This is a genomic window from Priestia sp. MDV22-iso46, from assembly GCF_058629175.1.
On the sequence record NZ_JBZVWT010000008.1, the window covers coordinates 25,029 to 37,930 of the forward strand.

At 36.0% G+C, this 12,902-nt stretch carries 23 protein-coding genes; 21 read left to right on the forward strand and 2 right to left on the reverse strand.

Translation table 11 applies throughout. From position 1 onward, the window contains the following. The first annotated feature begins 60 nt into the window (after positions 1-60). The 21 genes from nrdF (at position 61) to AC4NPH_RS25265 (ending at position 10,907) form a co-directional block, all read left to right on the forward strand. Positions 61-1,077 (forward strand): class 1b ribonucleoside-diphosphate reductase subunit beta, encoded by a 1,017-nt coding sequence (gene nrdF / locus AC4NPH_RS25165; protein WP_491939232.1) that lies wholly within the window; start codon positions 61-63, stop codon positions 1,075-1,077. A 53-nt stretch (positions 1,078-1,130) separates the two neighbouring features. Further along, the gene (locus tag AC4NPH_RS25170) at positions 1,131-1,397 is read left to right on the forward strand and encodes a thioredoxin family protein (protein WP_491939069.1); all 267 of its coding nucleotides are present in this window, start codon (positions 1,131-1,133) and stop codon (positions 1,395-1,397) included. A 55-nt stretch (positions 1,398-1,452) separates the two neighbouring features. Beyond that, positions 1,453-1,866 carry a hypothetical protein gene (locus tag AC4NPH_RS25175; protein ID WP_491939071.1) on the forward strand — a complete coding sequence of 138 codons (414 nt, stop codon included), beginning with the start codon at positions 1,453-1,455 and terminating at the stop codon, positions 1,864-1,866. A gap of 81 nt (positions 1,867-1,947) precedes the next feature. Further along, positions 1,948-2,979 (forward strand): DHH family phosphoesterase, encoded by a 1,032-nt coding sequence (locus tag AC4NPH_RS25180; protein WP_491939072.1) that lies wholly within the window; start codon positions 1,948-1,950, stop codon positions 2,977-2,979. A 109-nt stretch (positions 2,980-3,088) separates the two neighbouring features. Continuing rightward, positions 3,089-3,253 (forward strand): hypothetical protein, encoded by a 165-nt coding sequence (locus tag AC4NPH_RS25185; protein WP_491939073.1) that lies wholly within the window; start codon positions 3,089-3,091, stop codon positions 3,251-3,253. An 11-nt stretch (positions 3,254-3,264) separates the two neighbouring features. Further along, a complete protein-coding gene (locus tag AC4NPH_RS25190; protein ID WP_491939075.1) occupies positions 3,265-3,603 on the forward strand; it encodes a hypothetical protein in 339 nt (112 codons plus the stop codon). Between the two features lie 18 nt (positions 3,604-3,621). Next, positions 3,622-4,071, forward strand: coding sequence for a YodN-related protein (locus AC4NPH_RS25195; RefSeq protein WP_491939076.1), 450 nt, complete (start codon positions 3,622-3,624; stop codon positions 4,069-4,071). Between the two features lie 16 nt (positions 4,072-4,087). After that, positions 4,088-4,312, forward strand: a complete 225-nt coding sequence (locus tag AC4NPH_RS25200; protein WP_491939078.1) for a hypothetical protein — start codon at positions 4,088-4,090, stop codon at positions 4,310-4,312. A 1-nt stretch (position 4,313) separates the two neighbouring features. After that, positions 4,314-4,598, forward strand: a complete 285-nt coding sequence (locus tag AC4NPH_RS25205; protein ID WP_491939080.1) for a hypothetical protein — start codon at positions 4,314-4,316, stop codon at positions 4,596-4,598. Positions 4,599-4,636: 38 nt separating this feature from the next. After that, positions 4,637-5,104: a Thoeris anti-defense Tad2 family protein gene (locus AC4NPH_RS25210; protein WP_491939081.1), complete on the forward strand. Its 468-nt coding sequence runs from the start codon at positions 4,637-4,639 to the stop codon at positions 5,102-5,104. Positions 5,105-5,136: 32 nt separating this feature from the next. Next, positions 5,137-5,442: a DUF1653 domain-containing protein gene (locus tag AC4NPH_RS25215; RefSeq protein ID WP_491939082.1), complete on the forward strand. Its 306-nt coding sequence runs from the start codon at positions 5,137-5,139 to the stop codon at positions 5,440-5,442. Positions 5,443-5,563: 121 nt separating this feature from the next. Beyond that, on the forward strand, positions 5,564-5,824 hold the full coding sequence (locus AC4NPH_RS25220; protein ID WP_491939084.1) for a hypothetical protein: 261 nt from the start codon (positions 5,564-5,566) through the stop codon (positions 5,822-5,824). Positions 5,825-5,983: 159 nt separating this feature from the next. Next, a complete protein-coding gene (locus AC4NPH_RS25225) occupies positions 5,984-6,142 on the forward strand; it encodes a hypothetical protein (RefSeq protein WP_491939085.1) in 159 nt (52 codons plus the stop codon). Between the two features lie 15 nt (positions 6,143-6,157). After that, positions 6,158-6,715: a RusA family crossover junction endodeoxyribonuclease gene (locus AC4NPH_RS25230; protein ID WP_491939086.1), complete on the forward strand. Its 558-nt coding sequence runs from the start codon at positions 6,158-6,160 to the stop codon at positions 6,713-6,715. A gap of 119 nt (positions 6,716-6,834) precedes the next feature. Next, a complete protein-coding gene (locus AC4NPH_RS25235; protein ID WP_491939087.1) occupies positions 6,835-7,188 on the forward strand; it encodes a hypothetical protein in 354 nt (117 codons plus the stop codon). A gap of 1 nt (position 7,189) precedes the next feature. Beyond that, positions 7,190-8,407: a DNA sulfur modification protein DndB gene (locus AC4NPH_RS25240; protein WP_491939089.1), complete on the forward strand. Its 1,218-nt coding sequence runs from the start codon at positions 7,190-7,192 to the stop codon at positions 8,405-8,407. Beyond that, positions 8,404-8,838 (forward strand): hypothetical protein, encoded by a 435-nt coding sequence (locus AC4NPH_RS25245; RefSeq protein WP_491939090.1) that lies wholly within the window; start codon positions 8,404-8,406, stop codon positions 8,836-8,838. Before AC4NPH_RS25240 ends, AC4NPH_RS25245 begins: the two co-directional genes overlap by 4 nt. Further along, positions 8,835-9,152 (forward strand): helix-turn-helix domain-containing protein, encoded by a 318-nt coding sequence (locus AC4NPH_RS25250; RefSeq protein ID WP_491939091.1) that lies wholly within the window; start codon positions 8,835-8,837, stop codon positions 9,150-9,152. The genes AC4NPH_RS25245 and AC4NPH_RS25250 overlap by 4 nt, the downstream gene beginning before the upstream one ends. Before the next feature lie 148 nt (positions 9,153-9,300). Further along, positions 9,301-10,005, forward strand: coding sequence for a CAP domain-containing protein (locus AC4NPH_RS25255; protein ID WP_491939092.1), 705 nt, complete (start codon positions 9,301-9,303; stop codon positions 10,003-10,005). A gap of 324 nt (positions 10,006-10,329) precedes the next feature. Beyond that, positions 10,330-10,518 (forward strand): hypothetical protein, encoded by a 189-nt coding sequence (locus AC4NPH_RS25260; protein WP_491939093.1) that lies wholly within the window; start codon positions 10,330-10,332, stop codon positions 10,516-10,518. Between the two features lie 158 nt (positions 10,519-10,676). Further along, positions 10,677-10,907 carry an AbrB/MazE/SpoVT family DNA-binding domain-containing protein gene (locus tag AC4NPH_RS25265; protein ID WP_491939094.1) on the forward strand — a complete coding sequence of 77 codons (231 nt, stop codon included), beginning with the start codon at positions 10,677-10,679 and terminating at the stop codon, positions 10,905-10,907. 5 nt (positions 10,908-10,912) lie between these two features. Here the strand turns inward: AC4NPH_RS25265 and AC4NPH_RS25270 are convergent, their stop codons facing one another. Together AC4NPH_RS25270 and AC4NPH_RS25275 are read right to left on the reverse strand one after the other, a co-directional pair. Continuing rightward, positions 10,913-11,596, reverse strand: a complete 684-nt coding sequence (locus AC4NPH_RS25270) for a hypothetical protein (RefSeq protein ID WP_491939095.1) — start codon at positions 11,594-11,596, stop codon at positions 10,913-10,915. Between the two features lie 775 nt (positions 11,597-12,371). Continuing rightward, positions 12,372-12,860 (reverse strand): YiiX/YebB-like N1pC/P60 family cysteine hydrolase, encoded by a 489-nt coding sequence (locus tag AC4NPH_RS25275; protein WP_491939097.1) that lies wholly within the window; start codon positions 12,858-12,860, stop codon positions 12,372-12,374. Positions 12,861-12,902: the final 42 nt, after the last annotated feature.

Here is a 12,902-nt window from a genome sequence, read left to right on the forward strand (position 1 = left end):
GTAGAAGCTACTATGGAAGCTGTTCAAGAGACAGTTTCTCAAGCCTATGCAAGTGGATTAATGTCTAAGACATTCGATAAATCTCCACGAGTTCATAGAGCGATCAACTGGAATAGACCTACAAACGCTTATAACCAAACATTCCATGATAAGAATATCGAGCAGATGTGGACACATACTGAGTATATTCCATCTAAGGACAGAAATGTATGGGATCGCTTAGACCCAGCAATTCAAGAGGTTTATAAGAAGGTATTAGGTGGATTAACACTATTAGATACTAAGCAAGCGACTATTGGTATGCCTTTAATTGCCCAAGTAGTAGAAGACCTTCATCAAAAGGTAGTTCTATCATTCATGGGTATGATGGAAACTATTCATGCTCTTAGTTACTCTACTATCTTCACGACACTTTTAACAGACACTGAGACAGATGAAGTGTTTGATTGGGTAGAAGAGAACCCTTATCTTCAATTTAAAGCAGAGCATATTACTCATTACTATGAGAATATCACTGACGATAAATCTCTTTATCTAGCAATGGTAGCTTCAGTATTCCTTGAATCATTCTTATTCTATTCAGGTTTCTTCTTGCCTTTATGGTTAGCTGGTGGAGGCTTAGAAGGTAAAGCTAAAATGGTAGCTTCAGGCGAAATCATTAACAAGATAATTGCTGATGAGTCAATTCACGGTGTTTATGTCGGATTACTTGCACAGGAACAGTATAAGAAGCTAACTGTTGAAGAGCAGAAGGAAGTAGACTACGAAGTTGAAGCATTAATGAAAGAGTTAATGGAGAACGAAATCAAGTACACAGAAGACTTGTATGCTCCTATTGGTCTTGACCATGAAGTTAAGAACTACTTAATCTATAATGCTAACAAGGCTATGATGAACCTAGGTAAGACTCCTATCTATGAAGAGAAGAAGATTAACCCAATCGTAGAGAACGGTCTGTCTACAGAGACTAAGACGCATGATTTCTTCAGTACGAAGGGCGCAGGGTATATTTTAGCTAAGCACAGAGCATTAACTGATGCCGACTTTGAATTCGTAATTGATACAGAGTGGGATTAATTTAAAACTATATTAAACAAAAGTATTGACACAGAATGGAGATAAATGATATCATGAAATTAATCAAGTTCAAGCAAGAGAATTGTACGCCATGCAAGATGTTAGACGAAATGCTAAAACAAAATGGGATTGAGGTTGACGAAGTAGCTAACCTTACTAACCCTGAGAAAGATGAGCATCTAATGTGGGCTGGCATGCACAACATCGAGAAGACTCCAGTACTATTGCTTTTAGATGACAATGGTGTTGAAATTGATCGTCACAAAGGTGTAGGCGCTACAGGCGTTAAACGTGTACTAGCTAAGCGTGGATTAATCTAAATACAATGGGAGAGGCTTTCTCTCCCTACATAACAAACAATTGGAGGAACTTATAATGAATGTAACTGCTATTAAACCAACGAAAACTGATGTGGCTATTTATCAAGATGCAATTAAACGTGCTCCAACTCAACGTGAAATTGTCCTTAACACTTTGCGAGAAGCAGGGGATAAAGGAGTTCTAAATACAGACTTAGTAAAGCTATGTATCCGTTACACTGGTAGACTTGCTGAATTATATCAAATGGGATATAAGGTAGATGTTGAGTATATCGAGAAAGGCGTTTGTATCTATACGCTTGTATCAGAGCCAGCTAAGCCGATCACAGAAGTCCCTAAAGCTATTTCCGTCCTAGCTAAAGAGATTGATGAGCAATTCCATGGTGCTATTACTACTGAAAATCTAATTCAGTTACTACAAGATAAGAACTTCAATGTGGTTCGCAGAGGCGGTAGCCACAAAAAGTAATATACTTAAACAAAAGTATTGACGTAATAAATATACGATGATATACTAAATATACAGTTAAAACATTGGAGGAAAACAAACATGAATAACCTAAGTAACGAAAGTCGAGTAATGCTTTTCACACACAACGATTTAGATGGTATTGGATGCGAGATTGTAGGAAAGTTAGCCTTTGAGAATATCGAAGTTAAGAATACACGCAATCCTCAAGATGCAAGCAATGAAGTAGAAGCGTTTATCAAAGCTGGACGACATAAGAGTTTTGACGCAATCTTTATCACAGACATCTCTGTTACTCAGCAAGTTGCAGACATGATTGATGACTTAGATGCAAATGAAATGCTTAAGTTCTATCTTCTAGACCATCATAAAACAGCAGAGTACTTAAATAAGCATGTATGGGCAGAAGTTGAAGTGCGAGGTGAGCGAGGATTAAACTCAGGAACAAACATGTTCTATGAATATCTTCGTTATACAGGGTTCTTTCAAACAGAAATTTATCGAGATGCAATTCAAGTCTTTGTTGAAAAGGTTCGCAGATATGATTGTTGGGAATGGAAGACGATGTACGATGACTTAGAAGCAGGAGCATTGAATCAACTATTTTGGTTGCTAGGACGCAACGTGTTTGTATCTAAGATGATTCGTAAATTCAAGGCAAATCAATTCTTTAGTGTAAGTGAAGGTTCATGGTTAGAGATGTTTGATAGCGTTGATCGTGCAATCTTAGACATCGACAATCACAAGAGAGACCTATATATCAAAATGAAAGAGCGTCAAATGAAGACAACTAAATTCCTAGGAAACGAAGTAGGAGTAGTGTTCGCAGAGCAATATATTTCTGAATTAGGTAACGAGTTATCTGAACGCTATCCAAACTTGAAGTACATCATGCTAATTGACATGGGTGGCAACAAAGTGTCTCTACGTACAATTCATGACGATATTAATCTAGGCACAGATGTTGCTAAACGCTTTGGTGGCGGTGGTCATGCAAAAGCTTCAGGATTTGTGTTTGATGAATTAGTAGTAAAACACTCACTTGATTTAATTACAGAGGTTGGAGTTGTTTCAAAATTACGAAAAATCGTTGACAAATTTAACAAAAAATGATATCATTAATGGTGAGGTAGGAAGTACCTAACTTTTTATCTTACCATCAAACAAAAGTATTGACATGGTGAGAGCGAGGTGAAGATATACTAAAAAAAGGAGAATTAACATGGAAGTTAAACAATGGACAACATTAGAACTTGTTGAGTTCCTAAACTCATACAACAGAGTATTTAAAGAAAATGAAGCTGAGGCTTTGAAATATAAAGAGTTATACGTTGAGACATTCAATGAATTAAACAAACGTAGTCCACTATTAGCAATGGTCTACTAGGGAGGTTAAACATGGCAGATAAAGATGTTTGGTATCCAGTTTATGAAAGAGTTTCAGTCATAGTATTTGTCGAGAATCAGAAAGACAGAGAGCATTACTTTAAGTTATTTAGGCTAATGCTTGCTAATGACATCACCAAGATTAGTGAATCAAAGAACTATCCATATATAGAGTCTGACAAGTTCTTTATCAGGTTTCTTCTCAAAGGAGAGGGCGCAAGAGGATATAGAGCACACTATGTATTAAACCTTACTCAAGACAAAGAGTTCAATGATTGTATTGCAAATCCAATAACAAACATTTATAGCTATCTTGAGAAAGACCCTAACTGGTTTAACTTACTCAAATGACAATAAGAGGTGATAGCATTGGTAGATGATTTACTAGGATTCCTAGAAGATAACAATATTAAGCCTGACCCATCAAAGAATCAAGCTATCGCTTTTAAGGACGCCATCCTCTATCTATACGTAGAGGATGGAATTCCTACATTACACGTAGAGCGCATTGATAGTGTTGAACTCTTCCACGATGTAAGCATTGAACATTTCATTGATGATGAAGACATGGCTATGTTCGATGAATACGATGACGAAGATTGGGAAGATGAGTACGATGAGGACTTCGAAATCGAGCAAGAGATAATTAGGCAGGAAGCTGAGAAGGCTCTTATCAAAGAGTTGCTCAAGGATACTGTAGATGGCTTGCTAGATAAGTACAATATCGCAATGGATATGTACAATGAATTCGGTGACGAAGAGTACAAACAACGTGCCGATCAGATTCTAGAAGACTTAAAGAAAACCAAATTAGAATAGGCTGTAGGAGGCAATTATGGAAAATGGAGTATTTGTACAACTAAGAGAGTCTAATTTAGTTCATGCTGTTCGAATTAAACATGGTTCTAAATTTGAAATAGATAAGATGTACTTCTTCAACGAATTTATCATCGACCACAAGAATGTGGAAAAGGCTCTTAAGCTATTTGACCTTGTAATTGAAGAGGTAACTGTAAGTGGTGTAATCATTCGATTTGATGAAAAACAGGGAGGCAATTGACATGAAATTAGACATTATTAATCCTAAGAAGCCAGTAAGAGTTGAAAAAGGAGATATGATTATCTACAAGAACACTCTTGAAGGAGGATATCTTCACTTTATGATAATTCAAGATGATGAGAGTAGTGAGTACTGCTTACTAAATTTAAAGATAAACAGAATAATGAAGAAAGTTAGAGCAGAATCAATTGCACAGTTAGTCATCAAGTTAGGTCATGTATTTAATGGTGAAATCTATGAAGTCATCCCATCAGAGAAATTAGTAATGTCTCGGATCAATAACTAATAAAACCCATATTTTAATAACATTCAGGAGGCAACATTATGAAGTATTCAAGATTCGATAAATTAGTAGTAACAAATGAATTTGGATTTTTAGTAACACCGCATCGATACATGCGCTTCGAAGAGGGAAGAAGAATGTCTGTTTTAGACCCAAGGGAAAGCGATGGAATGTATCTTGTGAGCAGTCAGGATGTAGTGTTTTATATCGACAAAGAGACGCTAGAGTTTTCAACAGAACCACATGACTTGAACAACAAGCAGTACAGCAAGGTAATTGAATCAGGCTTAACTTATGGTCAAGCTATGGAGAAGTTACTTGTTGAAGGCAAAATGGTTACTCGTAAAGTATGGGATGGTTATTGGACTATTCAAACGCTTGGTAATCTAACTGGAGAACCAGCATGGCATGGTAGATTTATTGTAGCAAAGCTTAAGAATGGTGGTTTCGCAGTAGCATCACCTTACCAAGAGGATATGTTTGCTACAGATTGGATGGTAGTAGAGTAAGTCAAACTATAAACGAAAAGGGGATACTAATCATGGCAGTAAAAGTAAATGATGTTTACAAACATTGGGGAAATAGAAAGAAGTATAACGTTATCGCAATTGCATTACCATTTAATGTGGCTGTTGGAGTTCTAGGTTCTGAGGGATCGGGCAAGGCTCTCCATACAGAAAATGAGAAACATATTCGATACTTCTCAGATGGCAACATCTACTACACTGATTGTGATGAGTACTTAGTGCTGTATCAACGCAATGGCGAAGATGAAGTTTATGCAAGACCAGTAGACATGTTCTTTGAGCATGTAGATGGCGAAATTAGAAGATTCACAAAGCAATGATGGAATTCATTAAGGGTTGTTTTATTGGGTTTGGATTATCACTTATATTATGGGCGCTAATTATTATGGGATTTATTATTAAGACAAATTAAAACAAAAGTATTAACAAAGGAGAATTAACATGGAGCAAAATCAAATTATCGAAGCAGAAGCAACTGAAGTAAAAGAAGAGGTAGAAACAAAACCATTAGAAGTGCGAGTAGTAATGCAAGAGGGTGAGCCATTAGAGTTCACAATCAACAGCTTACGACCTGAAGATTATCGTGCATGGATCGCTCAAACAGTATTCGATATGCACACAGGGCATCTATTATCAGGAGTATTCTTAGGCACAGCCTTTATTCCAATGGCTAAAATCAAATTCTTTGAACAAATCATCTAATACATGATTAAACGAAGAAAGCGTAGACGAAGACATTACTATCCAAGAAGGCGTTCAGAATCAGAAGAGTGCTTTAGACAATGGATGATTTGGGACATAGTAGGCGACTTCATTGAGATTTTAATTATGATACTTTTCTTTTGGAAAGATGGTGATTAAGTGGAAGAGCAGTTAGTATTACTAAGCTTAAACAAGAATGAAATGAAGAAGATTCTAACCGCACTGATTAAAGCAAATATTGCTACAGGCGCTACAGATGAGGACATGATGGCATTACTAGCCAAGGTTGGCGGTAAGGCATCAGAATTCAGTAAATAAGGAAGGATGGGTAGCATGAGTAGGTTTTTAATTAACTACGATCAACTACCCATTTCTGTAAACGAGTATCTAAAGCCATCATCAAGAATTGTTAATGGCAAAGCAGTTGTACACATGTATGAAACACAAAAGGCAAAAGATTTTAAAAAGAGATTTAAGGCATATCTACAAAGAGAAGTTAAGAGGCAGAAATGGGATTTATCTGCAACAACAGAAGGACACTGGTATTTAGACTGCGTATTTTACCAAGCTAGAACCAATCAAGATAACAACAATTATTATAAACTTTTATGCGACTCTCTTACAGGAATCGTAATAGATGACGACAAGAATATCTTGGTCAGAACACAAAAGGTAATGTATGATGCTAAATCTCCTAGGTTTGTGGCTGTGTTAAGACCAGTTGATTATATAGGTATTTTTAACAGCAAAGAGGCAGAGGCAGAATTCATTGAGCATAACTGTTCGATATGTAATAAAAAGCAAGACAAATGTACTATCCTCAGAAAAGCTAGAGAAGGTAGACTACAGAACGATATTGAAGGAAATATATGCAAAAAGAAGAAGGGCTAAACGTCTTTCTTCTTTTTTCTATCATATTTGTCCCAAAAAGCTTTACTTTTGGGACAAAACAGTATAGGATAAAGGTAACGAAAGTTTTATGGTCTTGGGATCAAGGAGGAAAGTCGCTTATGACAATTGAATATCGGGTAAGTGTATACGAGAACTTAGAGAAGAAAGAGATTATCTCAAGGGTTCGTTACAATGCCAGCCTAGATTACTGGAATGGAAAAGAGAATTCCAATGGTGGGAAAGGCTATCATAAAGGTATCACAAAACTAAAAGATGGTCGATATGTAATTATATATGGTAGTGATTGGCAGGGAGATAAGGACTATGGCTTAGTAGTTTCTGCTGAGGAAGCATTGGAAGAAATACTCAAGAGTGGAAATAACGCACTATTGAAAACTAAGAAATATAAAGAGTTAAATGAATTATACAAATCTACAATTTCAAATAAGGGGTTAATCGAGGAGGAAGCTTAAATTGACAAAAGAGAAAAAGGAACATCTTCCAGTATTTGATGCAAAAGCTGATTTAGAAACAACTGAAATGGCTAAATTATCAGCTATCAAAGGATCGCAATTTGGCAAGGATGTTTATTCATCAGTTATTAAATTCAAGGACTTGAAGAAGTTCTTAGAGATATTCCCTGCAGTACAACGTGATATTATCCCTCGAAAAGTGTCTTCAATTAGACGCTACATCTTAAGTGGCTTAAATTCAGATGATGTTAATATGAGATTCTTCTCAGCAATGACAGTTACATGTAAGGGAACGCTGTTTTACGATGAGCGCAAGAATCGAGTAGCAATCGATACTCAAGAATCAAGACTCTCAATCAATGATGGTCAACATAGATATGAGGCTGTGATTACTGCATTAGAACATCTAGAGAAGGAGTTTATCAAGAGCAAGGATAAACTGAAAACATCTAGAATTCAACAGATGATATATGATTTAAGAGAAATGGTTATTCCAATCATTATCTTTGATGATTTAAGCGAATCAGAAGAGAAGCAATTGTTCCACGATTTAAACAACTTGGCACAGCGTCCTTCACGAAATGCTAATATTCGCCTTAATCAAACTGACCTATTCTCTAAAATGGCTAGAGAACTTGCTGAAAAGAACAAGTACTTTGTTCATTATGGAGTAGAGATGGACAAGATGTCTATCAGTGGTAAGAACAATCCTAATACAATTCTATTGAGTACTATCTACGAATCAATCAGAGAGATTCTAGGAGCAGAGTTAAAACAGGACTATGCGTTCTTAGATAGTGAGAACTACGATGGTCTTAAAATGGTTGTTGATGATACATTCTCTAAACTGTTTTATGCTTTGCCACCTGATATCGACACACGAGGAAAGTACATTACAGATAAGAGTTATGCGATCAAGGCTATCTGTAGATTCATCTGTCATGCTAGAAACTATATAGACCTTCAGTTACCTGACCAAGAGATATTTGATATCATTCACAGTGTTGATTGGACTTACAATCTAGACCAGTGGTCTAAATATGGTGGAGTTCAAGGTCAAAAAGGAAACATTGTCTTTGGTGGCGGTGGAGGCGGTGGATTCAGAGCAATCTATAGCATCCTAATGGAGAAAGCTACAGGAGAAAGACCTCAAGGAAGAAGAGCAACTGTTACGTCAATTTCAGATAAGCGAAAGAAAGCAGAGTTGACTATCAGATGATACAAACCCATAAGCTAAACATAGAGTTAAGTAGGCAAGTGTACGAAAACTGCTCTCCACATATCAAATCTAAGCAATGTTATAACAATGTTTGGAATGTGTTTGAAGAGTATACAGAATGTTTTAGAGAAGGAGATTGGTCTGTAGCATATGGATTTGTCCACGCTACTAAAAACCTGATGGCTAGGCATGCCTTTATCGTTAATAAGGATGGAGAGGCTATCGACCCAACTCTTTACGCATTAGACTTCTTTGAGGAGGATAAAGGAGTTGACCTAGACCATGTATCCTTCAAAATCATGGGCTTTGATGAGTATCTAGATACACTACAAGCAAATGATAACCAGCCAGCACTATTCTTAGCGTTTAGAGATAGAGAACAAAAAGCGCACAAATGGGCTATGGAGAATGGATTGGTTTTTGCAGGATGAGTCACCTTTCTAAAAGGCTAAAAGACCTTAGAGAATCTACTGGTTATAAGGTTGAATATATAGCTAATCATCTAAAGATAGCGCCTAGCACGTATTATTCCTACGAATCAGGAGTAAGAGAACCTTCTTTCGCAATATTAACTGAGATAGCTAAGCTATACAGTGTTTCAACTGACTATTTGCTAGGTGTAGAGAGTGACAATACATCTTACCTAAAAGTCTTAACCAACAACTTTTCTAAGGATCAATGGTCTAAAGTTGAACAGTATATAGAGTATCTACATTGGAAATCCAATGGTAAGAAATTCAAATAGTACCTTTATAATCAAGCGATGGTAGTAATTCACCATCGCTTTTATTTTACACTCGTGGTTTAATATTTAAAGTGACAGTGGAAAATTCATAAACTGTTAGTGACATTTTTATAAACTGTCAGTACAAATCATGAGGAGGAAAAGGTCATTGAAGAAACTTATTACTGCTACTGTACTTTGCTGTTCATTAACATTTCTTTATGGGTATTTATTCATTACACCAGCTAAGGCAGAAGAAATCAAAATGTTTAAAGAGCCACCGTTTGACGCTTACAAGGTCGATTCAGGAGACACTTTTTACTTTATTGCTAAGAGGTATGGCTTAGATTATAAGAAGCTAATGGAATTGAATCCATCAGTAGACCCACAAAATATGAGAGTTGGTTCGATTATTCGATTAAAGCCAGCTTCAAATACAACACCTAGCACTACTTCTAATTCATCTTCTAATGCAGTGTCTACAGGAAGTATGACAATTAGCGCTTATGAGAAGCAAGTTGGCGACCTTGTTAATCAGGAAAGAGCAAAAGCAGGATTAAAACCACTTAAGATAAATGCAGAACTATCTCGTGTAGCGAGATTCAAATCTGCTGACATGCACGATAAAAAGTATTTCGATCACACATCACCTACATATGGCGATCCATTTAAAATGATGAAGTCATTTGGCATCAGCTATAACTCTGCAGGTGAAAACATTGCTTATGGACAAAAGACTCCTGCAGAAGTAATGAAGGCTTGGATGAATAGCAGTGGTCACAAAGCTAACATCCTAAGCAGTAGCTATACAGAGATTGGTATTGGCTACGTTGCCGATGGTTCATACTGGACGCAACAATTTATTGGTAAGTAATTAATTAACCATTATTCTTTATACAGTTAGTGCAATTACAACAGACAAAAACACAAAACTCACTCATCAAGAACCATGACTAACAAAAGTCATGGTTCTTTTGTTTGTTATGTAAATACTAAATCATTAACTTCGAAAATGCTTCACCAATTACATAAGTTGTAGAATAATTCGCTATTTGTCTACAATTAAAGTAGACATTAAAACTAACATTAATACTAACATTAATGTTAACATTGACATCAATACTAGTATTCTTTAAATATATTCTTAAAGGCGTATATAACCTACATGAATGGTTACAATATAAATGGAGGTGATTATATGGATAATAACAATAAACCAAAGAAGATTGTTCAGGTTGAGTTTGATGAGGATAGCCATAATGAACTGACTGAGTTAGTTGATTATCTGCAATCACAGTCCATAAGCTTTGTAACAAAACAAGATGCTATCAAGTTCTTTGTTAAATACGCTTATAAACAAATGGTTCTTGAAGCAGATAAGAAGTAGAAATTTAACGAAGGGGTATGTTATACTATATAGGTATTATGTTTTTCTGATTACATTTGCAATCAGTTTACAACACGCATAGAGAAAAGAAGGAGGACAGTCTACCAAGCTGTCTTCCTTTTTTTTATGGTATTATATATTAGCAAGGAGGTGTGTGAATGGAAATTGAAATCGAGAAGAAGATTTCTAAGATAGGAAATTCTTTAGGAGTCACAATTCCTGCAGAAGTAGCTAAGATTGCAGAGGTAGAAGCAGGGGGAACTGTTTATCTAACAGTTAACTCAATCACAAAGGAGATTACAATAAGAAAGACCCCTCAAAAAGAGGAGTCCTTCAAAGAGATGGTGAAAGAGATAGTTGAGAATTATCTAAGGGAGAGAAACCTTTGATAATCTTAGTCGATCACTCGTAAGTATACTGCACCAGCAGGGTCAATGTCGGCACGTATACGATAAGAGCCATTAAAGTAATTTCCAGCCCCCGGAGCATCTAAGCTATAATATCCATACGCTTCTGTCGTAGCGTAGTCACTATTGTAGCCTGTCCCATCAAGGGTTCTAGTTTTGTTGCCCCACCATTTTGCATAAGTTCCGTTGAAGCCATCGTATTTTCTTAGTACATACACATATCTACCACTGTGTTTGACATCTGTGTACAGCTTGACAGTAAAGTTAGCCACGCCATAGAAATACGATTTCTTTACGGTGTATGTCTTATACTTCACCGCAGAAGCTGTCATGGTAGACTCAGCAGACACGCCTGACTTAGTATTAACTTTGGGAGAGTTAGGAGTGTCGTATGAGTCTATCTCATACTTGATTTTACTGCCATCAGGAAAGTTAATGATAACAGGTTTTTTAGGTTGAATGCGCATTCTACCATTTTGGTCTAAATGCTTCTTCAACTCTTTTTGCTCAAGCGTCTTATTTAATGCTTGGGCTTTTTGCATTCCTTTAGGAACTGATTGTGATGCTTGTGTACTTGCCTCAGAAGCGAAGGATTGTGTTGGAATCAAAGATGTAGCGCCTACTGCCAATACGATTGCAGAGGTTGCGATAGCCTTTTTAACTTTTTTCATTCGAATCCTCCTTCGTGCTATTGAGTTCTATGTAATAACAATGTAAAATTAAACAATGTACAATTAAGTTATTACATCCTTAGTATATACTATTTGGCACTTTTAGCCAATACTAATTTCATGGTATAATAGACTCAAATTTAAAGGGGATGTTAGTGTGGATATAATTATAAGCATTATCCCAATTTTCGTAGTCATTATTGCGGTAATAGTTGCTGTCATTTTCCTGTACAGAACGTTTATCAAGAAATAAAGGGATTTACACTTTCAATAGAGAATAACTAAGTATGTAATAACATAATTTAACGTGGGAGGTATTTCATTGGATTACTTAATGAGCATTACACCGTTAATTGTTGTTTGGGGAAGCTTGGCTCTTTTGATAAGATTTATCTATAAAGCATATGTTCAGCGAACATAATCTATGGAGAAAAGTCGATACCTTACATATCGGCTTTTCTCTTTTTTTTCTCATCTCACTACCTTAAGAATACTCTTAATTTTGAGATAATTTAATTGCTTCCGAGAATATATGTTATGTAAACTAGAAAAGAAAAGTATGGATAAATTATGTACCACTCTCTTCATTTTACATGCATCTAATATATATCCTTTATTGATTTGCGTAACTACCTCTGTTAAAATTAAGATACTCTATGTTATCGCTTTAATCAGCATAACGAAACTTATAATCTTTCTCCTTTAGAAAGAAAAAGGACTAGTTGCGTAGACTAGTCCTTACTTTTTGCTTATCGTGTCGGAAATTTTTAGAGGTCTATTTCGTGGATACATACTTTACTAAGTCGTAGAGTTCGTTTGGAGTAAGGTCACTTCCACGATCAATACTTTCTTTAATTCCCAAGTCTTTAAGTGCGCCAATTTCATCTAATACAAGAAACACAAGTTCTGAGCATATCATATGATTAGGGTTGTTAAACCTGTTTCTTCCTTTTAGATGGAATATCTTCCGCAATACATACCATAATACCTGAGCATAATCATATCTTTTTCCAATATATTTCATAGATGCGCTATACACGTTTCTTCGTTGTTCAGGATTTAATCCTAAGTCAATAACCTCTACTATATTACACTTATCTTTCTCTAGAGGTCTGACAGCAACCTTTGTGTCGTAATTGGCTTCTATCACTCTTGAATCTGATATTGCTATGGCACAATGACTGAAAGTACCACGGTCAAAATATCTAACAATACTGGATATAATCCCTTCACCTTGAACAAATACTATATCCCCTCTTCTCACGATATTCACCTTCTTATAATTAAAGGAGAGGTTTCCCTCTCC